26 protein-coding genes are annotated in these 24,259 nt (G+C 68.5%); 8 read left to right on the top strand and 18 right to left on the bottom strand.

The annotated features are described in order from the left end of the window. Positions 1 to 66: 66 nt before the first annotated feature. From H5393_RS01695 to H5393_RS01675, 5 genes are all read right to left on the bottom strand, one after another. Entirely contained in the window at positions 67 to 1,119 is a 1,053-nt protein-coding gene (locus H5393_RS01695; protein ID WP_182765275.1) for a substrate-binding domain-containing protein, read from the bottom strand. A gap of 99 nt (positions 1,120 to 1,218) precedes the next feature. Next, entirely contained in the window at positions 1,219 to 2,247 is a 1,029-nt protein-coding gene (locus tag H5393_RS01690) for a LacI family DNA-binding transcriptional regulator (RefSeq protein ID WP_182765274.1), read from the bottom strand. Between the two features lie 66 nt (positions 2,248 to 2,313). Beyond that, positions 2,314 to 3,180, bottom strand: a complete 867-nt coding sequence (locus H5393_RS01685; protein WP_182765273.1) for a MaoC/PaaZ C-terminal domain-containing protein — start codon at positions 3,178 to 3,180, stop codon at positions 2,314 to 2,316. Between the two features lie 3 nt (positions 3,181 to 3,183). Continuing rightward, positions 3,184 to 4,569 (bottom strand): 3-oxoacyl-ACP reductase, encoded by a 1,386-nt coding sequence (locus tag H5393_RS01680; protein WP_182765272.1) that lies wholly within the window; start codon positions 4,567 to 4,569, stop codon positions 3,184 to 3,186. A 1-nt stretch (position 4,570) separates the two neighbouring features. Then, complete coding sequence (locus tag H5393_RS01675; protein WP_182765271.1) at positions 4,571 to 5,812, bottom strand: acetyl-CoA C-acetyltransferase; 1,242 nt, start codon at positions 5,810 to 5,812, stop codon at positions 4,571 to 4,573. A 79-nt stretch (positions 5,813 to 5,891) separates the two neighbouring features. On the opposite strand from H5393_RS01675, the gene H5393_RS01670 reads away from it, so the two are divergent. Together H5393_RS01670 and H5393_RS01665 are read left to right on the top strand one after the other, a co-directional pair. Further along, entirely contained in the window at positions 5,892 to 6,536 is a 645-nt protein-coding gene (locus H5393_RS01670) for a TetR/AcrR family transcriptional regulator (RefSeq protein WP_182765270.1), read from the top strand. Beyond that, entirely contained in the window at positions 6,533 to 8,497 is a 1,965-nt protein-coding gene (locus H5393_RS01665; protein WP_182765269.1) for an acyl-CoA dehydrogenase, read from the top strand. The genes H5393_RS01670 and H5393_RS01665 overlap by 4 nt, the downstream gene beginning before the upstream one ends. Here the strand turns inward: H5393_RS01665 and H5393_RS01660 are convergent. The 6 genes from H5393_RS01660 to H5393_RS01635 form a co-directional block, all read right to left on the bottom strand. Continuing rightward, complete coding sequence (locus H5393_RS01660; protein WP_182765268.1) at positions 8,490 to 9,605, bottom strand: DUF3048 C-terminal domain-containing protein; 1,116 nt, start codon at positions 9,603 to 9,605, stop codon at positions 8,490 to 8,492. The genes H5393_RS01665 and H5393_RS01660 overlap by 8 nt on opposite strands. A gap of 92 nt (positions 9,606 to 9,697) precedes the next feature. Beyond that, on the bottom strand, positions 9,698 to 10,924 hold the full coding sequence (gene purD, locus H5393_RS01655; RefSeq protein ID WP_182765267.1) for a phosphoribosylamine--glycine ligase: 1,227 nt from the start codon (positions 10,922 to 10,924) through the stop codon (positions 9,698 to 9,700). A 29-nt stretch (positions 10,925 to 10,953) separates the two neighbouring features. Next, the gene (locus H5393_RS14425) at positions 10,954 to 11,184 is read right to left on the bottom strand and encodes a hypothetical protein (RefSeq protein WP_182765266.1); all 231 of its coding nucleotides are present in this window, start codon (positions 11,182 to 11,184) and stop codon (positions 10,954 to 10,956) included. A 43-nt stretch (positions 11,185 to 11,227) separates the two neighbouring features. Beyond that, positions 11,228 to 12,142, bottom strand: coding sequence for a sigma-70 family RNA polymerase sigma factor (locus H5393_RS01645; protein ID WP_182765265.1), 915 nt, complete (start codon positions 12,140 to 12,142; stop codon positions 11,228 to 11,230). A gap of 73 nt (positions 12,143 to 12,215) precedes the next feature. Further along, positions 12,216 to 12,455: a hypothetical protein gene (locus H5393_RS01640; protein WP_182765264.1), complete on the bottom strand. Its 240-nt coding sequence runs from the start codon at positions 12,453 to 12,455 to the stop codon at positions 12,216 to 12,218. Between the two features lies 1 nt (position 12,456). Further along, positions 12,457 to 13,740 carry an adenylosuccinate synthase gene (locus H5393_RS01635; RefSeq protein ID WP_182765263.1) on the bottom strand — a complete coding sequence of 428 codons (1,284 nt, stop codon included), beginning with the start codon at positions 13,738 to 13,740 and terminating at the stop codon, positions 12,457 to 12,459. Between the two features lie 206 nt (positions 13,741 to 13,946). On the opposite strand from H5393_RS01635, the gene dhaK reads away from it, so the two are divergent. From dhaK to dhaM, 3 genes are read left to right on the top strand one after another with little or no spacing between them, the layout of a single operon-like run. Continuing rightward, a complete protein-coding gene (gene dhaK / locus H5393_RS01630) occupies positions 13,947 to 14,942 on the top strand; it encodes a dihydroxyacetone kinase subunit DhaK (protein WP_182765262.1) in 996 nt (331 codons plus the stop codon). After that, positions 14,939 to 15,574, top strand: a complete 636-nt coding sequence (gene dhaL / locus H5393_RS01625) for a dihydroxyacetone kinase subunit DhaL (protein WP_370585894.1) — start codon at positions 14,939 to 14,941, stop codon at positions 15,572 to 15,574. Before dhaK ends, dhaL begins: the two co-directional genes overlap by 4 nt. Further along, positions 15,574 to 16,287, top strand: coding sequence for a dihydroxyacetone kinase phosphoryl donor subunit DhaM (gene dhaM, locus H5393_RS01620; protein ID WP_182765260.1), 714 nt, complete (start codon positions 15,574 to 15,576; stop codon positions 16,285 to 16,287). Before dhaL ends, dhaM begins: the two co-directional genes overlap by 1 nt. A gap of 4 nt (positions 16,288 to 16,291) precedes the next feature. On the opposite strand, the gene H5393_RS01615 is transcribed toward dhaM, so the two are convergent. Then, complete coding sequence (locus H5393_RS01615) at positions 16,292 to 16,732, bottom strand: DUF3151 domain-containing protein (protein ID WP_209455113.1); 441 nt, start codon at positions 16,730 to 16,732, stop codon at positions 16,292 to 16,294. A gap of 177 nt (positions 16,733 to 16,909) precedes the next feature. Beyond that, the gene (locus H5393_RS01610; RefSeq protein ID WP_182765259.1) at positions 16,910 to 17,353 is read right to left on the bottom strand and encodes a VOC family protein; all 444 of its coding nucleotides are present in this window, start codon (positions 17,351 to 17,353) and stop codon (positions 16,910 to 16,912) included. Positions 17,354 to 17,441: 88 nt separating this feature from the next. Here H5393_RS01610 and typA point away from each other — a divergent pair, with 88 nt between their 5' ends. After that, entirely contained in the window at positions 17,442 to 19,304 is a 1,863-nt protein-coding gene (gene typA, locus H5393_RS01605) for a translational GTPase TypA (RefSeq protein ID WP_182765258.1), read from the top strand. A gap of 139 nt (positions 19,305 to 19,443) precedes the next feature. Here the strand turns inward: typA and H5393_RS01600 are convergent, their stop codons facing one another. Both H5393_RS01600 and H5393_RS01595 read right to left on the bottom strand, forming a co-directional pair. Then, positions 19,444 to 20,010, bottom strand: coding sequence for a metal-dependent phosphohydrolase (locus tag H5393_RS01600; protein ID WP_182765257.1), 567 nt, complete (start codon positions 20,008 to 20,010; stop codon positions 19,444 to 19,446). Continuing rightward, positions 20,007 to 20,429, bottom strand: coding sequence for a hypothetical protein (locus H5393_RS01595; RefSeq protein ID WP_220488140.1), 423 nt, complete (start codon positions 20,427 to 20,429; stop codon positions 20,007 to 20,009). The genes H5393_RS01600 and H5393_RS01595 overlap by 4 nt, the downstream gene beginning before the upstream one ends. A gap of 116 nt (positions 20,430 to 20,545) precedes the next feature. Between H5393_RS01595 and H5393_RS01590 the strand changes: the two genes are divergently transcribed. Further along, positions 20,546 to 21,166, top strand: a complete 621-nt coding sequence (locus tag H5393_RS01590) for a SatD family protein (protein ID WP_182765256.1) — start codon at positions 20,546 to 20,548, stop codon at positions 21,164 to 21,166. 8 nt (positions 21,167 to 21,174) lie between these two features. On the opposite strand, the gene ppk2 is transcribed toward H5393_RS01590, so the two are convergent. Beyond that, on the bottom strand, positions 21,175 to 22,092 hold the full coding sequence (gene ppk2 / locus H5393_RS01585; protein WP_182765255.1) for a polyphosphate kinase 2: 918 nt from the start codon (positions 22,090 to 22,092) through the stop codon (positions 21,175 to 21,177). A gap of 120 nt (positions 22,093 to 22,212) precedes the next feature. Here ppk2 and tpx point away from each other — a divergent pair, with 120 nt between their 5' ends. Beyond that, positions 22,213 to 22,710: a thiol peroxidase gene (gene tpx, locus H5393_RS01580; protein ID WP_182765254.1), complete on the top strand. Its 498-nt coding sequence runs from the start codon at positions 22,213 to 22,215 to the stop codon at positions 22,708 to 22,710. A gap of 60 nt (positions 22,711 to 22,770) precedes the next feature. Here tpx and H5393_RS01575 read toward each other — a convergent pair whose 3' ends face one another. Both H5393_RS01575 and H5393_RS01570 read right to left on the bottom strand, forming a co-directional pair. Next, the gene (locus H5393_RS01575) at positions 22,771 to 23,706 is read right to left on the bottom strand and encodes a folate-binding protein YgfZ (protein WP_182765753.1); all 936 of its coding nucleotides are present in this window, start codon (positions 23,704 to 23,706) and stop codon (positions 22,771 to 22,773) included. Beyond that, entirely contained in the window at positions 23,703 to 24,257 is a 555-nt protein-coding gene (locus H5393_RS01570) for an FABP family protein (RefSeq protein ID WP_255436240.1), read from the bottom strand. Before H5393_RS01570 ends, H5393_RS01575 begins: the two co-directional genes overlap by 4 nt. Positions 24,258 to 24,259: the final 2 nt, after the last annotated feature.

Raw genomic sequence — 24,259 nt, 5'->3', positions numbered from 1 at the left:
CGTGTGAGCGTGGGGCCGCCGGATGACCGACGGCCCCGCCCGTGATGGAACTACTCTGTTGTGAGGCTAGAAGCCCATGCCGTCGTCCAGCGCCTTCTGGCCCGCCTCGGCGGAGTCGAAGGCCTCGCCCGGAACGATGATGGTCTTCTCGACCGACTCGCCCGCCAGCGCCTTGTTCACCGCGTCGATGGCCAGGTCGCCGAAGAAGGGGTTGTACTGGGCCACGAAGCTCAGGTCGCCCGCGGCCAACGCTTCCAGCGCGCCGGACGTGCCGTCGATGGTGGCGATCTTGACGTCGGTGCCAGGGGTCAGGCCCGCATCCTTCACGGCCTGCGCCGCGCCGATGCCCATTTCGTCGTTCTGCGCGAAGATGAACTGGATGTCGTTGTTGTTGGCGCGCAGCACGGTCTCGGTGACCGACTTACCCTCGTCGGCACTCCAGTTGGCGGTCTGGGCGCCCACCTTGTTCCAGCCCTCAGCGCCGGCGATGGCGCCTTCGAAGCCCTCGTTGCGTTCGTTGACCACGGACAGCCCGGGCACGCCTTCGAGCACGTAGTAGTTGGCACCGTCGGGGAAGGCCGTCAGCGCCCACTCGCCCACCTGCGCCGCTACTGCGACGTTGTCGGGGGCGATGCGGGTGACGTAGAGGTCTTCGTTGCCTTCAACGCCGCGGTCCAAGAGGATGACCGGGATCTCCGCCTCCTGGGCCAGCGCGAGCGAATCGCCCCAGCCGGACGCTTCGGTGGCGGTGAGCAGGATCACGTCGACCTCGTCGTTGACGAAGGTGTTGAACGCGTTGATCTGCGAGTTCTGGTCTGTCGGGCTCGACGCCGGCGCGTACTTGAGGTCGAAGCTGGCGTCTTCGCCGAACGCGTCGCGGATGGCCTTCTCGTGTGCATCGCGCCATCCGCCTTCGGGGCCTACGGCCACGTAGCCGACGGTAATGGCGTCGCTGCCAGCATCGGTAGTGGGATCTGTGGTAGCGCCGGAGGCGGCTCCGGTGGTGGCATCGGTTGTGGGCTCGGGATCTGCGTCACCCGCACACCCGGCCATGGTGAGGGCTAACGCCCCCGCAGCGAAGAAAGTGATGAGAGCGCGAGCCCCCTTGGTAAATGCCATGGTCTCCTCCTCGAGCCGGCTGGTCGCCAATGTGGGCGTTGTTACCGAGAACAATCTTGCCCCAGCGACGACAGTCGCGCCATGGGAACAGATTGAGTGTTACCTCTTCGTTACTGTGCGCGGACGGGCGGTCGAGGATCTGATCAGGAGCTCGGGCTCGATCAGCTCCCTATCCTCGACGGTGCGCCCCTCGATCGCCGCGATCAGTTCGCCGATGACGAGGCGACCCAGTGCCGCGAAGTCCTGCCGCACGGTAGTCAAGGGTGGGAGGAAGTGGCGCGCATCCGGCATGTCGTCGAACCCGACGACGCTGACATCCTCGGGGACTCTAATGCCTCGGTCCATGAAGCCATGGATCATGCCCAGCGCCATCTGGTCGTTGGCTGCGAAGACGGCGGTGGCCTCACGAAGCTCGACCGCGCTCGCGAAGGCGTATCCCGAATCCGACGACCAGTCGCCCTTGGCCGGCTCTACGATCGGCAGCCCTGCCTCCACCAACGCCGCGCGCCACGCCTCGGCCCGGGCGCGGGCGTCGAACCAATCCAGGGGGCCGGCCAGATGGAGGATGGTGCGGTGGCCGAGTTCCAAGAGGTGGGCCATAGCCATCGACGCCCCGGCCCGCTGGTCCACGGAGGCGGTGTGCAGGTCGGCGTCCGGCTCCTCCTTGATCACCAGCATGGGCACCACGACTGGGCCCTCGCGGAGCCTGTCCAGAGAGGAGGCCCTGGGCGCGATGACGCACAGGGCGTCCACCCCCTGCTTACGGAACTCCGCCAGGCCCGCGTCGACGTGCCCGTCGTCGTCACCGGTGGCCGTGTACGCGGTGACCGCATACCCGTGCCGACGGGCGGCGCTCTCGACTGCTCGCAGCGTCGTGTTGGGTCCGTATTCGGAGGGCGAATCGACGAACGCGCCGATGCGCATCGTTCGGTTGGTCTTCAGCGCCCTCGCGATCGAGCTACGCGTGAAGCCGAGTTCGTCGATGGCCACCAACACGCGGAGGCGCGTGGCCTCGCGGATGTTGGGGTGCCCGTTCAGGACCCGCGACACCGTCGTGTGGGAGACCCCGGCCTGCGCAGCCACGTCGTAGATGCTCGGCCGGCCGGCAACGCCAGCCTGGCTACTCATTGCCCGCCCTTCCATCGCGCCCTGGGATCATGATAGGTCCCAGGGCGGCGCGCGGACCGGCGGCGGTCAGCTTCTCGCGGCGCTCAACACGCCGACCAGGTGCGGCTTGCCCTCCTTGTTCACCACGGCAAAGGTCGCCGTGCCGTCCTCCCCCGCCGCTGTGAAGCCCACCTTGCCCGGCAACAGAATGGGTTTGGCGAGCTGCACCTGCACCTCGTAGGCCTCCGGCAGCCGACCACCCAGAGCGGCCACCGCCCGCGCGTGCGTCCACATGCCGTGGATGATCGGGCGCGGGAAGCCGAAGAGCCTCGCCGTGAGCGGGTACAGGTGGATGGGGTTCGCGTCACCGGAGACCTTGGCGTACTGCCGGCCGAGATCCGCGGGCAGCCGCCACAGTTGAGACGGCTCCCGTGTTGGCGCAGCCAGGCGCACCGACTCCCCTGGTTCGCCGTCGACCTTCGCGCCGGCGGCCAGATAGTTGGAGGTGCCGCTCCACACCAGTTCGTCGCCGGCATGGATCTCGCCGACCATGTCGAACGCCGCGCCCTTCGCATGCGGTGCCAAGTTCTCCGTCCGCACCGACATCCTCAGGCGCTCGCCCACCCGGACCGCCCGGCGGAGCCGCATCGTGTTGGTCACGTGCACGAGCCCGGCCAGCGAGAACGGGAAGTCGTCCTGCGCCATCAGCGCCGCCTGGAGCGGGAACGTCTGCACGTGCAGCCACGTAGCGGGCACCTCGTCGCGGAGGGAGAACCCGGTGACGCGGCAGTACTCCGCGAGGCGCGCCACGTCCTGCTGGTGGTCCATCACCAGGAAGGAACGCTCCGGCAGTTGGGCGCGTCGGCCCTTCTTGGTCACCGCACCGGTCAGGGCCTTGAGTAGCAACTTGTTGACATCGGGCAGTTCGCGCAGCTCGATCACATCGCGTCCCATGGCTCACGCCCCCACGAGGTTCTGGCCACACACCCGAATGACCTGACCGTCGACTCCGCCGGAGGCGGGGCCGCAGAGGTAGGCGAGCGTTTCGGCGACATCGACGGGCTGACCACCCTGGCTCAGCGAGTTCGTGCGGCGGAAGATCTCGCGCTGCAGGAACGGGATCGCCGCGGTCATCTCCGTTTCGATGAAGCCGGGGGCGACTGCGTTGGTCGTGATGGGCCGGTCCCGGAGTTCGTCGCGCATCGCCCAGACCAGGCCCATGACCCCTGCCTTCGAGGCAGCGTAGTTGGTCTGGCCCTTGTTACCGGCGACACCGGAGGTCGAGGCGATCCCGACGATGCGGGCCTCCTCGCCGAGCCCGCCAGGCACGTCGTTGTTCAGGAGGTACTCGTTGATGCGCATCTCGGCGGCGAGGTTCACGTCGAGGACGGAGCCCCACAGTTTCTCGTCGAGGTTGGCGAGCATCCTGTCGCGGGTGATGCCCGCGTTGTGGACGACGGCCCAGATGTGACGGCCGGGGTACCGGGAGGCGACATGCGCAGCGATGCGTGCACCCGCGTCGGGGACCGTGATATCGAGCTGCAGCGCGGAGCCCTGCACCTCGTTGGCGACCTTGGCCAGCGCATCCCCGGCGCCGGGGATGTCGACGGCGACCACCAGGGCGCCGTCGCGCGCAAACGTGCGGGCGATGGCCGCGCCGATACCGCGGGCGGCGCCGGTCACCACGACGAGGCGGTCGGTGAACGGCTGGTCGGTCACGTCATGGGCGATTTCCGCCGGCCCGACGCGCCACGCCTGACCGGAGACGAACGCAGAGCGGCCCTCCAGCAGGAACGACATCGTCGACGCGAGGTCCGAGGCAGACGCCCCACCGCGCAGGAACACCAGGTTGGACGTGGCGCCGCCCCGCAGTTCCTTGCCGACGGTGCGGTTGATGCCGTCGATCGCCTGGGCCACGGTCTTCGCCTCGAGGCCCTCGACCTCCGAGGCATCGGTGGCGAGGAGGATGACGCGCCCGGAGGGCTCCAGCCCGCGCATGACCGGGCGCAGCAGTTGGCGCAGCCCTTCCAATTGGGTGATCTCCCGCAGCCCCGTCGCGTCGACGACGAGCGCTCCCGGGCGCTGGGGATAGCGCGGCGCCTGGGCGCGCCCCTTCTCGTCCGTGGTCCGGTTGTCGGTCACGTCCAGGAGCGGCTCCCCGGGCGTCACGCCCAGCAGGGCGAGCGTTTCGCGGGCGATGCCGCCCCCGTCGAGTTCACCCAGCAGCACCTCGCCCGTGGGCATGGTGCGGCCACGACGCAGGGTGGGTGGTTCTGAAACGCCCAGCTTGCCGGCGACGAACTTTCCGGCGGGCGTGCCGTAGATCATTTCGAGAACGTCCATGTCAGGCCTCCAGAATGGCGACGATGCCCTGGCCACCGGCCGCGCAGATCGAGATCAGCCCGCGCGAGCCGGGTCCCTTGGCGGCCAGCATCTTGGCGAGCGAGGCGGCGATCCGGCCGCCGGTGGCGGCGAACGGATGTCCTGTGGCCAGCGACGACCCCTTCACGTTCAGCTTGGCGCGGTCCACTTCACCCAGCCCCTGCTCCTCGAGTGACTTCAGGGTGGCCACCACGGTGGAGGCGAACGCCTCGTGGAACTCGTAGAGGTCGAAGTCCTGCAGGGTGAGCCCGTTGCGCTTCAGCAGTTCCGGGATGGCCCGGGCGGGGGCCATCAGGAGGTCCTCGGAGCCGGTCACGTAATCCGACGCGGCGACCTGCGCATCGACGACCTTCGCCAGCACCGGCCACCCCTTGGCCCGGGCATGTTCCTCCTCCGCGAGCAGCACCAGTGCGGCGCCATCGGTGAGTGCCGTGGAGTTGCCGGCCGTCATGGTGGCGTTGTCCCTGCCGAACACGGTGCGCAGCTTGCCCAGCGCGTCCATGGTGGTCTCGGGTCGCAGGATGCCGTCCTTCGCGACCTTCAGATAGGGGGTGACGAGGTCGTCGAAGAAGCCCTCGTCCCAGGCCCCGGCGAGCCGCTGGTGCGACTGGTAGGCCAGTTCGTCCTGCTCTTCGCGACTGACGCCCCACTTGGTGGTGGTCATCGCCTGGGACTCGCCCATGCTGAGCCCGGTGCGGGGCTCCACGACGGCGGGCGGTACCGGCATCAGGTCCGCCGGGCGCAGCTTGCTCAGCGCGGCCAGTTTCTCGGGTAGGTTCCTCGCCCGGTGCAGGGCGAGCAGAGCCCGGCGCAGCGGTTCGGTGACGACGATGGGCGCATCCGAGGCGGAGTCGACACCGCCGGCGATCGCCACGTCAGCCTGGCCGAGCCGAATCTTGTTCGAGGCGTAAACGACGGCCTCCAGGCCCGTTGCGCAGGCCTGCTGGAGGTCGCACGCCGGCGTCAACGGCGACAGTGCGGAGCCGAGCACCGCCTCGCGGGTGAGGTTGAAGTCGCGGGTGTGCTTCAGGACTGCCCCGGCCACCACCTCGTCGACCTTCTGCCCGGCCAGCCCGAAGCGGGCGACCAGCCCGTCGAGGGCGGCCGTGAGCAGGTCCTGGGCGGAGGCCGCGGCGTACTTGCCGCCGGCCTTGACGAACGGGGTGCGGTTACCGCCGACCACCACCGCAGTGCGTGAATTCATGAGGGATCCTCCGGAGCGCGGAAATATTACCTGTAACCGAGGGTAGCAGGTACGCGGAGTTTCAGGTACCGTGAGTTACATGAACAACGTTGAGCAGATCGTCGACGGTCGCGCCGCCCGCTGGGAGCAGCACAACACCGAGCGTCGGCAGACGCTGGTGGAGGGCGCCGTGAAGGCGATCCGCAAGCACGGCCCGGGCGTCGGCATGGATGAGATCGCCGCCATGGCGCAGACCTCCAAGACCGTGTTGTACCGCCACTTCGGCGACAAGGCCGGGCTGTACCAGGCCGTCGTCGCCTCGGTGCACACGTTCATCCTGCGGAAGTTGCCGCTCGAGAAGGGCGCGCACATGCACCCGGCAGAACTCGTCTCGCAGGTGGCCGACGCCTACCTCGCCGTGGTGGAACGCGACCGCAACCTGTACCTGTTCGTGACCTCGCGGCCCACGGGCGACACGCCCACGTCAGACCCGGTGGGCTCGATCACCGCCCGGATCGGCGACCAGGTCGCGGAAGCGATGCGTGCCTGGCTGGGACGCGAGGGGCTCGACGAGGACCCCGCCAACATCTGGGCCCACGGCGCCGTCGGCTACATCTGGGCCGTGGCAGACCGGTGGATCGTCACCAATCTGCGCCGCCCAAGGGCCGACGTCGTGGCCTACATCAACCAGTTCTTCACCCCGGCTTTCGAAGCACAAAAGACACAAAGGAGTGACACCCCATGACCATCACCCCCACCGGCGAAGGCCTGCGACGTGCCCTGGACGGTCCGTTCCATGCGCTGAAGCAGCGCTGGCGTCACGAGGTGAGCGCAGACGACGTGGTCCGCGACACCGAGCTCAGCGTCGAAGAGGCCCGCGAGTGGACGTTGGACAGGCTCAAGCGGCTGACCCAGCGCGAATTCGTGACCGCCGGCTTCCCCGCCGCGCAGGGCGGCACTGGCACCTCGGCCGAATCAGTGGCCAACTTCGAGATGATGGCCATGGGGGACCTCTCCCTCACCATCAAGTCCGGCGTCCAGCACGGCCTGTTCGGCGGCGCCATCACCAACCTCGGCACCCAATGGCACCACGAGACGTTCCTGCCGGGCGCGATCGACGCGTCCCTTCCCGGTTGCTTCGCCATGACGGAGCTGGGCCATGGCTCGGACGTGCAGTCCATCGAGACCTCCATCACCTGGGACGCGGAGACCGGCGAGCTGGTCGTCCACTCCCCCAGCCCGACGGCGGCGAAGGCCTACATCGGCAATGCCGCCCGGGACGGCCGCATGGCCGCGGTGTTCGGCCAGTTGTGGGTCAACGACGTGCACCATGGCGTCCACGTGGCGCTCGTGCCCATCCGCGACGAGCAGGGCGACCCCATGCCGGGCGTCACCATCGGCGACCACGGCCACAAGGGCGGCCTCCTGGGCGTCGACAACGGCACCATCGTGTTCGAGCATGTACGCGTTCCGCGCCGGATGCTGCTGGACCGCTACGGCGGCGTCGACGAGAACGGCGAGTACCACTCGCCCATCGCGTCGCAGAACGCGCGTTTCTTCACGATGCTGGGCACCCTGGTGCGCGGCCGGATCTGCGTGGGGGGCGGCGCTGCGTCGGCCACCCGCAAGGCGCTGAGCATCGCGGTGCGCTACGCCAACCGCCGCCGCCAGTTCCGCCAGCCGGGGTTGGGCGAGGAGATCCTGCTGATGGACTACCTGCAGCACCAGCGCAGGCTGCTGCCGGACGTGGCACGCGCCTACGCCTACGGCTTCGCCCAGAACGAGGTGTCGCTGCAGCTCCAGCGGATCATGGAGGCCGACGGCTCGGATCCGCAGGCCGCCCGCGAACTCGAGACGCGCGCAGCCGGCATGAAGGCCGTGCTGACCCGCTGGGCCAACGACACGCTGCAGGAGTGCCGCGAGGCCAGCGGCGGCGCCGGCTACATGTCGGACAACGGCATCACGCTCGCCCGCCAGGACGCCGACATCTTCGCCACGTTCGAGGGTGACAACACCGTGCTCCTGCAACTGGTGGCCAAGGCACTGCTGCTGGACTACAAGTCCACCTGGGGCGACATGGATCTGGCCGGCACCGCGCAAAAGACAGCCAAGCTCCTGGGCGGCCGCTTCCTGGAGCGGACCACAGCCCGTTCGGCCATCGACAGGCTGGTGGCGACGGCGAAGCGTAAACCGGAGGCAGAGCAACTGCGGGCCCGAGGTTGGCACGTCGAGATGTTCGAGTACCGCGAGCGCCACATGGTCGAGGGCCTCGCCCAGCGCATGCGCGCGGCGGGCAGGGCCAAGTCGTTCGACGCGATCAACGCCTGCCAGCCGCACATGATCGAGGCTGCCAAGGCCCACGTCGACCGCGTGGTCCTGGAGGCCTTCATCGCGGGCATCGAGGAGTGCGACGACGACTACGTCAAGGCGTTGCTGATCAAGGTGTGTGACCTGTACGCGCTGGCCACCATCGAGACGAACCGGGCCTGGTTCCTCGAGCACGAGGTGTTCGACGCCAGGCGCAGCAAGACGATCACGTCCACCGTCGATGCGTTGTGCGGCGAGCTGCGCGCGCACTCGCTGGCGCTGGCGGAGGGTCTGGGCGTGCCGGAGGAATGGCTCGTCCATCCACGCAGGGCCGTGCCGCCGATGATGCAGGCCGAGGCCCCCGTCGCCGAAGCGGAGGAGTTGCGCAGGGTCAGCTGATCGCGATCTCGGACCGGGTGTGGGGTAACTCCACCCAGGTGCGTCCGGGCGCCATCGCCAGGGGTCTGCCGCCGGCGACCGTGAAGGTGAACTTCTCCGCGATGGCGCCCTTCGCCCAGGTTCCCGTGACGGCCTTGCCGCCCTGGAGGTAGAAGAACGGACCGGTGTTGTCGACGATGTCGACGACGGGGTCGGCCGCGCCGCCGCCCTTCCAGATCTTGTCCATCCGCCACGCGGCCTGGATGATCAGCACGTTGTCGCAGACCAGTTGGATGTCACCCTCAACGATGTGCGGGCCCCAGGGCTGCGCGCGGGCGTACTGCCGGGTGCCGGGGTCGTACTCGTAGCTCATGGCGAAGTCGCGGCCGTAGGGCACCTCGACCCTGTGACCCGCGCTGCCCGCGGTCGCCGACGACTGCGCGGGGTCTGCCACGAAGGGCAGGTAGTCAGCCGGGGGCGGCGCCGTCATGCGTTCGGCGAGCTGGGCCATCTCCGCGGGGTGGGCCATGATCGCCCGGTCGAACTGGCTCTTGCCGTTGGCCTTGTAGATCCGCGACCGGTCCACGCTGTAGGCGCCCGTGTCGCGCCACTCGAGGTAGGTCATCCGCTCGAGGTTCTCGTTGTGGGCCTTGACGTAATTCATCACCCAGTCGGCCGCCCCCGTGTTGCCGAGCACCGGACCCATGGGGCTCAGCACCGGGACGTCGACCGGGCGCATGGAGCGGATGGGCCCGACCGCTGTGGGGTACCTGCTGTGGAACACCGGCACCAGGCGCGTGTAGGAATCCCCGTTGGGCTGGCAGAACCACATGTCCGCTTCGGCGAATCCCGCCGTCTGGGGGTTCTCCTGCTTCAGGTTGGGCACCTTGAGCGCGACGGCGGGGCCAAGGAGCGTCGCGGCGTCCTCCACCGGCAGCCAGGTGAGGGGCGCGCGCGTCACCGGGGTCGGCGACGGGGTGGGGGTGGGCGACGGCTTCGTCGACGGCTTCTTCGAAGGCAAGGGGCTGGGCGTCGGCGACTCGACCGTGGGCTGCTGATCCGTGGCGCAGCCCGCCAGTGCAGCGGTGCCGCCGAGTAGGCCGAGAAGCAGGTGCCGACGCGTCGTCACTGACGTCCCCCCTTGGTCGCTAACAAATCGCCTCATGCTAGCGGAGGCGGACGCGGCCGATCAGCGCGGAAGGCGATCAGCGCCAGAAGTGATCAGTGCGGGATGCCGATGTCTGTGCGGTTGAACCCGTCGGCGTAGTCGATGCGACCCAGGAGTCCGTAGGCGTTGGCGCGGGCCTCGTCCACGTCGGCACCCCTGCCCACCACGCCCAGCACGCGCCCGCCGGCCGCGACCAACTGGTCGCCGTCGAGGCGGGTTCCGGCGTGCAGCACGTAGGCATCCGTCTCGTCGTCGGGCAGGTTGATCGCACCGCCGGCAGCCGGGACGCTCGGATACCCGGCCGCGGCCTGCACGACGACCAAAGCGGCTCCCTCGCGCCACTCGAGCTCTCCCACGGTGTCGAGCTCACCGCGGGCCGCGGCCCGGAGCACCCCGGCCAGCGGGGTCTTCAGCAGGGCTAGGACCGCCTGGGTCTCCGGGTCACCGAAGCGGACGTTGAATTCGACGATCCGCAGCCCCTTCGATGTGAGGGCCAGGCCCGCGTAGAGCAGCCCGACGAAGGGCGTGCCGCGTCGACGCATCTCGGCGAGGGTGGGGTTGATGACCTCGTCCATCACCTGCTGGGTGAGGCCGGGCTCGGCCCACGGCAGCGGGCAGTAGGCGCCCATTCCGCCGGTGTTGGGGCCTGCGTCGTTGTCGCCCACCCGCTTGTAGTCCTGGGCGGGCAGCAGGGGCAGCGCCCGTTCGCCGTCGCAGATGGCGAACAGGGAGGCTTCCGGGCCGTCGAGGAAGTCCTCGATCACGACACGGCCGCAGCTCTCCGCGTGGGCGAGTGCCTCGTTGCGGTTGCTGGTGACGACGACGCCCTTCCCGGCCGCGAGCCCGTCGTTTTTCACGACGTAGGGGGCGCCGAACTCATCAAGGGCCGCTTCATACTCCTCGCGGGTGGTGCAGACGCGCGCATCGGCCGTCGGCACGCCTGCTGTACGCATGACCTCCTTCGCGAACGCCTTTGAGCCTTCGAGGACCGCCGCCTCGCTCCCGGGGCCGAACGCATCGATGCCTTCGGCGCGCAACGCATCGGCGACTCCGGCCACCAGCGGCGCCTCGGGGCCGATCACGACGAGGTCGATGGCGAGCCGTCGTGCGAGGTCCAGCACCGCTTCGGGGTCAGCGGGGTCCGCGGAGTGGAGCGTGGCGATGGAGGCGAGCCCGGGGTTGCCTGGCACGGCATGCAGCTCGGCGACGGAGGGATCAGCGACGAGGGCGCGGCCGAGTGCATGTTCGCGGCCGCCCGAGCCCAGCAGGAGGATCTTCACCCGCGACAGCCTAGTGGGCCACCGCGAAATCAGAGCGCAGGCGGATGTTCGTCGTCGGCGATGGGCTCGTGCTCGACGTCCTCTTCGATGTGCTTCTGGGTGCCGATCCGCATGCCGAACCAGGCCACCAGGGCCATGGCTCCCACCGGGATGACCCACCACCAGCTCCACGGGAAGCCGCCCTCGCTGGTGGCGGCGATGATGAACCCGAGGCCGAACAGGGCGGCCCCGACCGCCAGGGCGATCACGATCCATTTCATTCTCGGCTGCACGGCCCCTCCTCGGATGGTTGATGGTCCGACCCTACGCATCTGACGGGTCACGATCACCACCCCGAGAGGTGCCACCGGCGGAGTCCACCACCGGCCAGGCGACATGGACGCACCCGTCCCGCAGGCTCACGCAGGCCCGCAGCTCGCCGATGGCGACCTTCTCGATCTGCCGGATCCGCTCGCGGCCCACGCCATGGGCCAGACCGATCTCCTCCAGGGTCTGCGGCTCCCCGCAGAACCCGAACCGGCGGCGCAGCACGTCCACGGCGCGCGCATCGCTGAAGACGAGCGGGTCCAGGAGCACGCGACACAGCCACTCAGCCTCGAGCGCCTCGCCGACCCCGGCCGCCTCGTCCACGAGTACCCCGCCGAGCCAGTCTGCGCCCAGCCCGTCCTCGCAGAACTCCAGGCCGACGGGGGTGCGCAGCCCGGCCAGCCACCGGATCATGTCCGGATTGATCCCCTCCGCGTCCAGGGTCTCCCGGTTGTCGCCGGTGAACCGGTGCCAGGAGCCACTGCCCTGCGCGGCGAAGAGCCCCGCCACACGTCGGTACGTCGCATCCGTGTGGACGGGGATTCGGATGAGGTCGCCCTGATCGGATTCCGCGCGCCTCACCGTCTGCGCCAGCCACCAGAGCGCATACGAGTCGAACGTGGTGCCCAATGTGTGGTCGAACTTCTCGACGGCGCGGACCAGCGCTGCGGCCGCCTCCTGAGCCCGGTCCTCCACCGGCAGCCTGCCGCTCCCGGACGTGCGGGCCACCCGCAGCGCCAACGGGAGGCGGCGCTCGATCACCCGCCTCTTGGCCTCGGCCCCCGCCTCGGCAACCCTTTCCAGTTCCGCCGGGGGCCACCGTCGATCCCCCTGCTCCAGCAGATGGGTGGCGTAGAGCCCAGCCTCGATGGCCGTCCACGTGCCCCGCTCGGCGCTGATCCGCTGATGCATGCGTCGTTCCCCTCATCCGGCTGGGAACGACGCTATTAGGACACTCGGACAATTCCTGGCGACGGCCCGATTGCTAGGGGGCGTCTCCAGGGTGCTGGGCGTCGTACTCGGCGTCCGCACGGTCCGCAGCTTCCTGGGAGCGCTGGATCACCAGGCGGAACCCGACGATCACCGCGATGAACGCCCCGCCGAGGGGCACAGCCCACCACCAGCCCCAGCCGATGCTCTCCTGGGTCACGGCGATGACCACCGTGCCGATCATGAACACGGTGATCAGCGCGATGAGCGCCACGACGAGGGGACGGACCCGCACGTCAGATCAGGTTGTGGATGGCGACCGACTGCTCGCGGCCGGGACCCACCCCGATGCCGCTGATGCGCACGCCGATGAGGTGCTCGAGGCGCTTGACGTAGTCCTGTGCCTTGACGGGCAGGTCCTCGAACGTGCGGGCGCCCGAGATGTCCTCGTGCCAACCGTCGAGGTATTCGTAGACGGGCTTGGCGTGGTGGAACTCGGACTGCGTCATCGGCATGACGTCGTGGCGCACGCCGTCGACCTCGTAGGCGACACACACGGGGATCTTGTCCCAGCCGCTCAGGATGTCGAGCTTGGTGAGGAACACGTCGGTGAAGCCGTTGATCTTGCAGGCCTGCTCCACCAGCAGCGCGTCGAACCAGCCACAGCGACGGGGGCGTCCGGTGGTGGCGCCGAACTCACCGCCGATCTCACGCAGCTTCTCCCCGTCCTCGTCGAACAGTTCGGTGGGGAACGGGCCCTCGCCGACCCGGGTGGTGTAGGCCTTCGCGATGCCGATGGTCCGGTCGATCCGCGTGGGGCCGACGCCGCCGCCCGTGGTGGCACCGGCCGCCGTGGGGTTCGACGATGTCACGTACGGGTAGGTGCCCTGGTCGACGTCGAGATGGTGCGCCTGCGCACCCTCGAACAGCACCACCTTGCCCTCGTCGAGCGCATCGTTGACAAAGCGGCCGGAATCGATGATGTAGGGCCGGATGATGTCGGCGTGCGCGAGCAGCGACTCGACGATCTCCTCCGGCATGATCGGGCGGCGGTTGTACACCTTGACCAGCAACTGGTTCTTCTGGTCGAGCGAGGCTTCGATCTTCTGCCGCAGGATGGACTCGTCCAGGATGTCCTGGATGCGGATGCCGAGGCGGTTGACCTTGTCGGAGTAGCAGGGGCCGACGCCGCGGCCGGTGGTGCCGATGCGGCGCTTGCCGAGGAAGCGCTCGGTCACCTTGTCGATGACCTTGTGGTACTCGGTGATGATGTGCGCGTTGGCCGACACGTAGGGGTGCGGCACGTCGACACCGCGGTCCTTCAGCACGCGCAATTCACCTGCCAGGACGTCGAGGTCGACGACGACGCCGTTGCCGATCACCGTCGTGGTGCCGGGGTTCAGGATGCCGGACGGCAGCAGGTGCAGGACGAACTTCTCGCCGCCCACCACCAGCGTGTGACCTGCGTTGTTACCCCCGGAGTAGCGCACACAGAGATCCACCCTGTCGCCCAACTGGTCCGTCGCCTTGCCCTTGCCCTCGTCGCCCCATTGCGCTCCGACAACCACCACACTCGGCATCTGGCTACTCCCATTCGTACATAGAGATGGCCCCGCGCGTCGCTTGGGGCCGTGCCACCGCAGTCTACCTCGCCGGGATGGAGCTCACGCGTGCTCCTCAAAGGGCGGCGAGAGGTTGGGCACAGAGCGCCCACCGATTGCGGCCGGATGGAAGAATGGAACCTGACGCGCGCACGCGCGCCGTGCAAAGACGCAGGAGTAGCGTGATGAAGAAATTGATCAATTCCCCTGACGACGTCGTCCGGAATGCTCTGAAGGGCGTCGAGGCCTCAGATCCCGAAGTCCGCGTGGATCACGACAACCGCATCGTCTACCGCGCCCAGCAGAAGGACCAGGGCAAGGTCGCCCTCATTTCCGGCGGCGGTTCCGGCCACGAGCCCATGCACGGCGGCTTCGTCGGGCTCGGCATGCTCGACGCCGCGTGCGCCGGTGAGATCTTCACCTCCCCCACCCCGGACCAGATGCTCGAGGCCACCACCACTGTCGACGGGGGGGCGGGCGTGCTGCACATCGTCAAGAACTACACCGGCGACATCATGAACTTCGAGATGGCGGCAGAACTCGCCGCCGACGCGGGGATCACCGTCGAGACAGTCATCGTGGCCGACGACGTGGCCGTGCAGGACTCCCTCTACACGGCGGGCCGCCGCGGAGTCGGCACGACGGTGCTGCTGGAGAAGATCGTCGGCGCCGCCGCAGAGGAGGGCCGCGACCTGGCGGCAGTGAAGGAACTGGCGCAGAAGGTCGCCGACAACGGCCGCTCCATGGGCATGGCGCTCACGTCCTGCACCGTCCCCGCCGCTGGCCGCCCCACGTTCGACCTCCCAGAAGACCAGATGGAGATCGGCATCGGCATCCACGGTGAGCCCGGACGGCACCGCGAGCCCATCGGCGACGCGAAGTCCGTGGCCAGGCAACTGGTCGAGCCCATCCTGCACGACCTCGACTTCACCGGTGCCCCGGTCATCGCCATGCTCAACGGCATGGGCGGCACCCCTCTCATCGAGCTGTACCTGATGTACGGCGAAGTCATCGACCTGCTGGGCGAGGCAGGCGTCCGCGTCGAGCGCAACCTGGTGGGCAACTACATCACCAGCCTGGACATGGCCGGCTGTTCGCTCACTCTGCTGCGTGCAGATGACGACATCATCGGCCTGTGGGACGCGCCGGTGCGCACCGCCGGGCTACGGTGGGGCCTGTGAGCGAGAACGAACTGACCCTCGACGACCTCGCGGAGTGGCTGCGCCGGTTCGCGCAGATCGTCGACGAGAACAAGATCTACCTGACGGACCTGGATTCGGCGATCGGGGACGCGGACCACGGTGCGAACATGGCCCGCGGCACCGCGGCCGTCGTGACCACGCTCGACCAGGCCAACAGCATCGACGCGCTGCTGAAGAAGGCGGGGATGACCCTGGTCAGCACGGTCGGCGGCACCGCGGGCCCGCTCTACGGCACGCTGTTCATGAAGATGGGCATGGCCACCGGCCAGGTCGTCACGCTGAGCGCCGCAGACTTCGCGGGTGCCCTGCGCTCCGGGATCGACGGCCTGATCGCCCGCGGGAAGACAGAGCTCGAAGACAAGACGATGGTCGACGCGCTGCTGCCGGCCATCGACGCCCTCGACGCGGCGTTGGATGAGGGCGCCACCCTGCACGACGCCGTCGAATCGGCGCAGGAGGCCTCGGCCGCCGGTCGTGACGCGACCGTCCCGCTGGTCGCCCGCAAGGGCAGGGCCAGCTACCTCGGAGAACGCTCGGCGGGCCACATGGACCCGGGAGCAGCCTCGGCCACCTACCTGTGGGATGCGTTGTCGCACGTGGTGCAGGCCTGATGGCGGTCGGCATCGTCGTCGTCTCCCACTCACGACGGCTCGCGGAGGCGGCCGTCGACCTCGCGCTGCAGATGGTCCACGACGACCCGCCGCCCATCGCGCTGGCCGCCGGCACCATCGACGGTGGCATCGGCACGGACGCGACGGCGGTGACGTCGGCGATCTCAGAGGTGGACCGGGGCGACGGCGTGGTGATCTTCGTCGACATCGGTTCCGCCGTGATGAGCGCGGAGTTGGGCATCGAACTCTACGGCTCCGGGGGCCACGACATCCGCGTGCTGGCCGCCCCTTTCGTCGAGGGCATCATGGCCGGGGTGATCAAGGTCGCCAGTGGCGCCGGCATCGACGAGGTCGAGGCTGAGTGCGTGGCGGCGATGGGCCCGAAGCAGGCCCATCTCGGCACCCCGGAACAGGTGCGCGCGGCCCCCGAATCGAACCGCTCGGCGCAGGCGCGCGGTGAGGCGCGGTTGGTCAACGAGGCAGGGCTCCACGCCCGGCCGGCTGCGATGTTCGTCGCCAAGGCCCGTCAGTTCGACGCCCAGGTCCTGGTCAGCAAGGGCGTCATCGGCCCGGTTCCGGCCACGAGCAGCATCGGGCTCGCCACGCTTGACGCCCGGATGGGCGACTCCCTCTTCATCGAGGCCACCGGCGCTGAGGCGCAGGAGGCCGTCGACGCGCTGGTGCGTCTCATCGAGTCCGACTTCGCCGGCTGAGCCTTCAGTCGGCGTCGGCGGCGAGCGCCTGGTACGCCTCTTCGGACGAATCGCGCAGGAACTGCGCGCAACGGTCCTGCTCCTCGGCCTCACCGATCCGTCCCGCGGCAACGCTCAGCGCGTACAACGCCCGGAGGAAGCCCCGGTTGGGCTCGTGCGCCCAGGGGATCTGGCCGCTGCCCTTCCAACCGTTGCGGCGCAGCAGGTCAAGCCCGCGGTGGTAGCCGGTGCGGGCGTAGGCATAGGCGGCGATGTCGTTGCCGAGGTCGCTTTCGGCCAGACAGGTCTCGGCGAGCAGTGCCCAGCAGAGCGAGCTCTCAGGATGCGACGCCACGACGTCGAGGAACCCCCCGCTGCCCCGCTCGACGATCGCTTCGAGAGCGGGGTCCTCGGGCAGGTGGACCACGACGTCGGATGCCATGAGATTGGGGTGCGTCTCGCTCATGGCGACAGCCTACACAGCGCGCGTCACAGCAACCTGAAGGCACTCCGCGTCAATCCCCGGCGTCCAGCACCGGTGCTCAGCGTTGCTCATGCACCTCACTGGTACCTCCAGCCTGCTCCCCACCGACCGGCGACACATGGAGCTCCGTCGCGTATGCGGGCGGACACGTCAGGTGCGTCAGTCGAGGCAGAACTCGTTGCCCTCGGGGTCCTGCATCACGATCCAGCCCGCGTCGCCGTTGTCGGGCGCCGGCTCCTCGCGCCGCACCCGCTTGGCGCCGAGGCCGACGAGCCGCCCGCATTCCGCTTCGAGCACGTCCATCCGGTCGGCCCCCACCTGCCCGGGCGCCGCCCGAACGTCGAGATGGAGCCGGTTCTTGACCACCTTGCCCTCCGGCACCCGCTGGAAGAAGACCCGCGGGCGCACACCGTCGGGATCGATGATCGCGTTGATCGAGTTCCACTGATCCCTGGGCACACCCCAGGCGACGAGTTGCTCCTCCCAGGTGTCGAATTCTGGCGGCGCCTCACGAACGTAGCCCAGCACCTCGCACCAGAATTGGCCGAGCGCCAGGGGGTCAGCGCAGTCGAAGGTAACCTGAAAGTCGAAGCGTCGCGGCATGCCACCAGTGTGGGCCTTTTTCTCCGTGGCCGCTTGCGGGCCGTACACTTTCCCGCGGCCCTCCGCCTTCTATCTCTGGGAGACCCCCATGCCCCAACGTTCCGATCTGCGTAACGTGGCGATCATCGCCCACGTCGACCACGGAAAGACCACCCTCGTCGATGCCATGCTGTGGCAGTCGGGTGCTTTCCGGGAAGGCTCGGACGTCAACAACCGGGTGATGGACTCGATGGACCTCGAACGCGAGAAGGGCATCACCATCCTCGCGAAGAACACCGCCGTGCACCACCGCCGTCCCAACGGCGAAGACACCATCATCAATATCATCGACACGCCCGGCCACGCCGACTTCGGCGGTGAGGTCGAGCGCGGCCTCGAGATGGTCGACGGTGTGATCCTCCTGGTGGATGCCTCTGAGGGACCGCTCCCCCAGACCCGCTTCGTCCTGCGCAAGGCCCTCGCGAAGAAGCTCCCGATCATCGTGGTGGTCAACAAGGTCGACCGCGCGGACGCCCGCATCTCCGCGGTCGTCGAGGAGACCTACGACCTCTTCATCGACTTGCTCGACGACGACGCGGCCGATGGCCTCGACTTCCCCATCGTCTTCGCCTCCGCCAAGGCGGGCCGCGCGTCGACGACCCAGCCGGCGGACGGCACCATGCCCGACAGCCCCAACCTGGAACCGCTGTTCGACACCCTGTTCGACACCATCCCCGCCCCCGAATACGAAGAGGGCGCCACGCTGCAGGCGCACGTCACCAATCTCGACGCCTCTCCGTACCTGGGTCGCCTCGCGCTGCTGCGGGTCGTCGCCGGTGAACTGAAGCGCGGCCAGCAGGTGGCCTGGTGCAAGACCGATGGCACCATCCAGAACGTCAAGCTCACCGAACTGTTGCGCACCGAGGCCCTCGACCGCGTCCCCGCGGAGAGCGCGGGCCCGGGCGACATCGTTGCCATCGCCGGCATCCCGGACATCATGATCGGCGAGACCCTCTCGGATCCGGAGAACCCCAAGCCGCTGCCGCTCATCGCGGTGGACCAACCGTCGATCTCCATGACCATCGGCATCAACACGTCGCCGCTGGCCGGCAAGTCCGGCAAGAACCTGACGGCCCGGCTCCTCAAGGCCCGCCTGGACCAGGAACTCATCGGCAACGTCTCCATCCGCGTCTCGCCCACCGAGCGGCCCGACACCTGGGAGGTCCAGGGCCGAGGTGAACTGCAGCTGGCCATCCTCGTCGAGATGATGCGCCGCGAGAACTTCGAGCTCACCGTCGGCAAGCCCCAGGTGGTCACCCAGGTCATCAACGGCAAGGTCCACGAGCCGATCGAACGCCTCACAGTCGACATCCCCGAAGAGTTCGTCGGCACCGTGTCCCAGCTCATGGGGCTGCGCCGCGGCCGCATGGAACAACTGGTCAACCACGGCACCGGCTGGGTCCGCCTCGAGTTCATCGTCCCGGCACGCGGCCTGATCGGCTTCCGTACCGAGTTCCTCACAGAGACACGCGGCACGGGCATCATGAACCATGTCGCGGAGGGCTACGAGCCCTGGGCCGGCGACTTCCGCACCCGTCCCACCGGCTCGCTGGTTGCGGACCGCACCGGCTCGGTCACGTCGTACGCGCTCTTCAACCTGCAGGAGCGCGGCACGCTGTTCGTCTCCCCCGGCGCCGAGGTCTACGAGGGCATGATCGTGGGCGAGAACCCGCGTCCCGAAGACATGGACGTCAACCCCACCAAGGAGAAGAAGCTGACCAACGTGCGCTCTTCCACCGGTGACGAGCTTGAGCGGCTGATCCCGGCCAGGCAGATGTCGATGGAACAGCAGCTGGAGTTCTGCGCGGCCGACGAGTGCCTCGAGGTCACCCCGGCCGTCGTGCGCATCCGCAAGGTGGTCCTCAACGGCAATGAGCGTCAGCGGGAGCGCAACCGCCAGAAGAAGAACTAGCCGGGCATGTAGAACGCCGGGCGTGCCTTGGGGGGATCTGCACGCCCGGCGTCCATGTTGCGGCCACGTTGCCGCTAGGCAAACACTCCGCCGACGGTGGAAAACCGTGTACGTCTACGGTACGACGGCGGGAGGGTCATTACAAGGATCCTTCGGCCAATTCGCGCTCGAGGTTGGCCCGCGCCGAGCGCTCCCACCGCTCCCGCCCGAGCGCTGTGGCGAAGATGCGGGGCCGTGCCAGCATGCGCTCAGCGAACGCCCGACGGCGGGCCCGCCACTCCTCCGGGGTCAGCCCTGGGAGCTCCGCCCTGATCGCCTGCACGTTGGCCAGGTACCGTTCCCAGGTGAGCCCCAGACCGTGCAGATCTGCATCCGCGACGCGCGCGGCACGCTGGTCGTCGTCCGCAGGCGCGTGCGAGATCGTGATCAACACCAGCCGGCACACCTCGTCCACCTCCGTGGGAGTCAGGTGCGGCGCGAGGAGAGCGCGGGCCTGCTCCGCCGAGGCCAGTTCATCCTGCGGAGAGGTGTTGGTGTGCACCGCGTCGTGGCACCAGTAGGCCAGGCGCTCGAGGTCACCGGCACCCAGAAGGTCGAGGGCCTCCAGCCCGTCGGTCAGGTGCGAGACGCCGTGGTAGCGACGGTGGGGTTCGCGCCAACGGGCCAGCAGCTCCGCCGCCACCTCCTCCGGGAGCGGGTCCGTCACCACAGGCGCACCACCCCGTAGGCGATGCCCGCCCACAATGCGGCCCACAGCACGCTGGCGAAGGTGCCGATGATGAACAACTCGCCTTTGCGGGAGGCGCCGGACGCCGACGTGGTCTTCAGGTCGGCGTAACGCCCGAGCCCCTTGACGGCGAGCACGATGGCGATTCCCTCCGGGAACCCCGCCACGAGGCAGCAGTAGATGGCGATGCGCTCAAGGATGCCCACCCACCGCCCGCCGGGCAGTTCCTGCTGGGCCGCGACCAGGCCCAGATTCCTCCGGGTTTGTTGCAGATCGTCCTCCGCTTGGACGGCGACCTGATCGATGCGGCGCAGCAGCCACCGGATCACGCCGTTGCCGAGCAGCGCGAACGCTCCGCCCGCCATCAGGACGGCACCTTTCGTCAGCAGCTCCAGCACGCCTCAGACGCTACACGGCGACACCGACAACAGGGGCGGGAGGCGGGCAGGTGCGCGGGCGGCTCGAAGAGACCTTCACCCGGCAGATCTTAAGCTAGTATCTTCATATGTCTCGAATGAAGGATTGGTCTAACGTCGTCGCGGTCCTCTTCGATGTCGTCGGTTCCCGCGGCGAGTCCCGCGCGCAACGCCACCGCGCCCTGCTGTCCGCCGTCGACGACACCAACCGGCGGGTGCCGCCGCTGGACGCCCTGCGGTTCACCGTCGGCGACGAACTCCAGGGCATCTACGCCTCGGTGGAGGAGGCGCTGCGTGCGGCCTATATCCTGCGCCTGACCCTGGCGCCGGAAGTGGACCTGCGCGTGGGCATCGGCGTGGGCGAGGTGAAGGTGATCGACGAGGAGCGGGGCATCCAGGACGGCACCGCCTGGTGGCGCGCCAGGGAGGCGGTCGACGCCGTGCGCGCACAGGCCTCTGACGCCGGCTACCGGGGCACCCGGACGGCCATCGTGGGCGTCCAACCGTCGCTACTGCACTCCACGGTGGGGCTCATCGACGCGCACCTCGCCCGGCTCCGTGGGACCACCGTCGGGTCCCTGCTGGGCCTGCTCGACGGGCTGAGCAACGCCGAGATCGCGGAGCGGGAGGCCATCTCCGAGTCCGCCAACTCCCAGCGGGTGATCAACAATGACCTCCGGCCGCTCGCCGACGCCATCCGGGCGGTCACGGGCGGCTAGCCCGGGGCTCAGTCCTCGTGCTCCTCTGGGTCCTCGGCCATCCGGTTCTTGCGGCCCATGGTCACGATCAGCGGGTCGACCGGTTTGATGACCGAGGGGTCCTTGCCGTCGTAGTCGTGCAGGCCGAGAAACAGGCGCATGGCGTTGAGCCGGGCGCGCTTCTTGTCGTTGGACTTGATGCGGTACCACGGGGCGATCTCCGTGTCGGTGTGCTTGAGCATCGCGTTCTTCGCCGCCGTGTAATCGTCCCACCGCCCCAGCGACTCCAGGTCCATCGGGGACAGCTTCCACTGCCGCACGGGGTCGATCTGCCGGATGGCGAACCGGGTGCGTTGCTCGCGTTGTGTGACGGAGAACCACAGCTTCGTCACCGTGGTGCCCGCCTCGATGAGCATCTGCTCGAACAGGGGCGCCTGCCGCACGAAGGTGTCGTACTCGTGGTCCGAGCAGAACCCCATCACACGCTCCACGCCCGCCCTGTTGTACCAGGAGCGGTCGAACATCACGATCTCGCCCGCCGTCGGCAGATGCTGGATGTAGCGCTGGAAGTACCACTGGCCCCTCTCCCGTTCCGTGGGCACGCCCAATGCCACGGTGCGGGCGTAGCGGGGATTGAGGTGCTCGGTGAAGCGCTTGATGGCGCCACCCTTGCCCGCCGCGTCGCGGCCTTCGAACAGGATGACGTGCTTGGTGCCGCGGTCCTGCGCCGAATACTGGAACTTCAAGAGTTCGATCTGCAGCTGCCGCTTCTCGATCTCGTACTCGTTGCGCCCCATGAGGACGTCATACGGGTAGCGGTCGCGCCAGGTCTCCACAGCCTGTCCGAGCGGGTCGACGAGATACGGGTCCTCGCCGTGCACATCAGTGACGGCGAAGCCCTCCGCGAGCAGTTGGTCGATGTATTCGCGCAGGCTCGATTGACTCATATCAGGATCCAACCACTTCCGGGTGAACCGAGGGCGAACACACGCGCGACCACCCCCTGTTCGCCGACAGGCGACGAGACGCACCCGTCGCCGTTTGGTTCCATGGGCAAGGATCGGGGCATGGCTGATATCACCCACAAAGGAAACCCCGTCCGTACCGTAGGCGAACTGCCCGCAGTCGGCTCCACCGCCCCGGATTTCGTGGTCACCGGCACCGACCTCGCCGAGGTCCGGCTGTCCGACTTCGCCGGCAGGAAGCTGCTCATCAGCATCTTCCCGTCGCTCGACACCGGAGTGTGCGCCACCTCGCTTCGCACCTTCAACGAGAGCGCCGCCGGCCTCGAGGGCGCCACCGTCCTGAACGTCTCGCGCGACCTACCGTTCGCGCACGCCCGGTTCTGCGAGTCTGAGGGCATCGACAACGTCGTGGTCGCCTCCGATTTCCGCACCGACTTCGGCGAGAACTACGGCGTCACGCTGGAGACCGGCGCGCTCAAGGGCCTCCTCTCGCGCTCCGTCATCGTGATCGACGAGAACGGCAAGGTCGTCTACACCGAGCAGGTGCCGGAGATCGGCCAAGAGCCGGATTACCAGGCCGCGCTCGCCGCGCTGAACTGACCTGTTCGCGACACCCCCACGCTCGGCTGATGCTGAGCGTGGGGTGTGTCGTTGGCGGCGTCAGCCGAGCACGGGCCGGATGTGCAGGCCGACCTCCGGGTCCACCAGCACCTCCTGGGCCGCGGCGATTCCGTCGGCCAGCAGTTCCGCGTCGACAGGCACGTTGCGCTTCACCAGCGCAAGGGCGATGGGGCCCAGTTCGTGGTGGCGGGCCGACGAGCCCACGAAGCCGACGGTGCGGCCGCCGTATTCAACAGGGGAGCCCTGTTCCGGCAGCTGCGACAGGGAACCGTCCAGGTGCAGCTGCACCAGCCGACGGGGCGGCCGGCCCAGCGTGTGCACGCGGGCGACCGTCTCCTGCCCGCGGTAACAGCCCTTGTTGAGGTGCGTGCCGACCAGGCCGATCTCGTTCGGGATGGTCTTGTGGTCCGTGTCGACGAAGAAGCGCGGTACACCGGCGGCCACGCGCAGGGCGTCGAACGCCCAGGTGCCTACGGCGGGCTCCAGCTCGGCGTCCACCGGAACGAAGACGTCCAGCCCTCCGACATCGGAGTCGCGGACGCGCCACTGGGGATCCAGGGGCACCTTGTGCCCGACCCACGCGAGGCGCAGGTCGGTCCGTAGGGTGACGTCCACGCGCATCACGAACCGCATGGAGTCGAGGAACTTCACCAGCGCCTCAGCCCTGCCCGGTTCGGTCCAGGCGAGGAAGCTGGTGCCGTCGTCGGTGCCGTGGAGCACGTGCTCGATGTGCCCCGTGGGTGACAGGATCAGCGCCGTCGTGGACTGCCCCGCCTCCAGGCCGGACAGGTGTTGCGTGGTGATCGAATGCAGCCAGGTGAGGCGGTCCGCGCCGGAAATCTCGACGATCTCGCGGTTGCGCAGATCCACGACACCCTCGCCCGAGGCGAGCGAGCGGGCCTCGGCGACGGGGTTCCCGAAGTGCCAGATAAGCCCCGCGTCGAGGCCCTCCTCCATGGCGACGGCGGCCATCAGACCCTCTTCAGGCGGGCCCACATGTGCGGGCGCAGGTCGTGGGCGGTGGTGGAGCGGTCGAGCGCGTACATGAGGTCGCCCTCAACCTTGCCGTACAGCCGCTGCCCGGACATGTGCTCGACGGCGGCGGACTCGCCGCGCACCACCGCGTCTGTGGTCATGTCGATGCGGGTCACCTGGATCTTGCCGATCAGGATCTCGGTCCAACCCTCGGAGTTGGCCAGTTCCACCTCGACGGAGGCGTCGGGCTTCGGGCGCCAGAACCCGGTCTCCATGCCGAGCACCTTGGAGGCCCGCCCGATACCCTCCACGGCCTCCTGCTGCTCGGCGGGGTCTGCGTCGAGCAGGAAGGTCTGTGAGATGTAGTAGAGGTAGTCGTCCCCGTTGTGCTGGAACTCCATGCGCTGTTCGAACTGGAAGCCGTTGCCCTCATGGTCTGTGCCGTGGCCGGTGCCTTCCCAGCGACCGACCATCCAGCCCAGCGCCGTCAGTGCGGGATTGAGCCCCTCAGGGACCTCGATGTCAATATTCATCTGCGGTTCGGTCGACATGC

Source organism: Tessaracoccus sp. MC1756 (assembly GCF_014164735.1).
In the GTDB taxonomy this organism is placed as follows: domain Bacteria; phylum Actinomycetota; class Actinomycetes; order Propionibacteriales; family Propionibacteriaceae; genus Arachnia.
This window is presented reverse-complemented; position numbering and strand designations above follow the sequence as displayed.

Excerpts from the sequence above, each read along its gene's own strand:
- H5393_RS01615 (WP_209455113.1), bottom strand. The coding sequence starts at position 16,732 with ATGAGCGAGACGCACCCCAATCTCATGGCATCCGACGTCGTGGTCCAC.
- H5393_RS01695 (WP_182765275.1), bottom strand. The coding sequence starts at position 1,119 with ATGGCATTTACCAAGGGGGCTCGCGCTCTCATCACTTTCTTCGCTGCG.
- H5393_RS01665 (WP_182765269.1), top strand. The coding sequence starts at position 6,533 with ATGACCATCACCCCCACCGGCGAAGGCCTGCGACGTGCCCTGGACGGT.
- H5393_RS01680 (WP_182765272.1), bottom strand. The coding sequence starts at position 4,569 with ATGGACGTTCTCGAAATGATCTACGGCACGCCCGCCGGAAAGTTCGTC.
- H5393_RS01635 (WP_182765263.1), bottom strand. The coding sequence starts at position 13,740 with ATGCCGAGTGTGGTGGTTGTCGGAGCGCAATGGGGCGACGAGGGCAAG.
- typA (WP_182765258.1), top strand. The coding sequence starts at position 17,442 with ATGCCCCAACGTTCCGATCTGCGTAACGTGGCGATCATCGCCCACGTC.
- H5393_RS14425 (WP_182765266.1), bottom strand. The coding sequence starts at position 11,184 with ATGAAATGGATCGTGATCGCCCTGGCGGTCGGGGCCGCCCTGTTCGGC.
- ppk2 (WP_182765255.1), bottom strand. The coding sequence starts at position 22,092 with ATGAGTCAATCGAGCCTGCGCGAATACATCGACCAACTGCTCGCGGAG.
- H5393_RS01690 (WP_182765274.1), bottom strand. The coding sequence starts at position 2,247 with ATGAGTAGCCAGGCTGGCGTTGCCGGCCGGCCGAGCATCTACGACGTG.
- dhaM (WP_182765260.1), top strand. The coding sequence starts at position 15,574 with ATGGCGGTCGGCATCGTCGTCGTCTCCCACTCACGACGGCTCGCGGAG.
- H5393_RS01645 (WP_182765265.1), bottom strand. The coding sequence starts at position 12,142 with ATGCATCAGCGGATCAGCGCCGAGCGGGGCACGTGGACGGCCATCGAG.
- H5393_RS01685 (WP_182765273.1), bottom strand. The coding sequence starts at position 3,180 with ATGGGACGCGATGTGATCGAGCTGCGCGAACTGCCCGATGTCAACAAG.
- H5393_RS01670 (WP_182765270.1), top strand. The coding sequence starts at position 5,892 with ATGAACAACGTTGAGCAGATCGTCGACGGTCGCGCCGCCCGCTGGGAG.
- H5393_RS01610 (WP_182765259.1), bottom strand. The coding sequence starts at position 17,353 with ATGCCGCGACGCTTCGACTTTCAGGTTACCTTCGACTGCGCTGACCCC.
- H5393_RS01675 (WP_182765271.1), bottom strand. The coding sequence starts at position 5,812 with ATGAATTCACGCACTGCGGTGGTGGTCGGCGGTAACCGCACCCCGTTC.
- dhaK (WP_182765262.1), top strand. The coding sequence starts at position 13,947 with ATGAAGAAATTGATCAATTCCCCTGACGACGTCGTCCGGAATGCTCTG.
- tpx (WP_182765254.1), top strand. The coding sequence starts at position 22,213 with ATGGCTGATATCACCCACAAAGGAAACCCCGTCCGTACCGTAGGCGAA.
- H5393_RS01590 (WP_182765256.1), top strand. The coding sequence starts at position 20,546 with ATGAAGGATTGGTCTAACGTCGTCGCGGTCCTCTTCGATGTCGTCGGT.
- H5393_RS01570 (WP_255436240.1), bottom strand. The coding sequence starts at position 24,257 with ATGTCGACCGAACCGCAGATGAATATTGACATCGAGGTCCCTGAGGGG.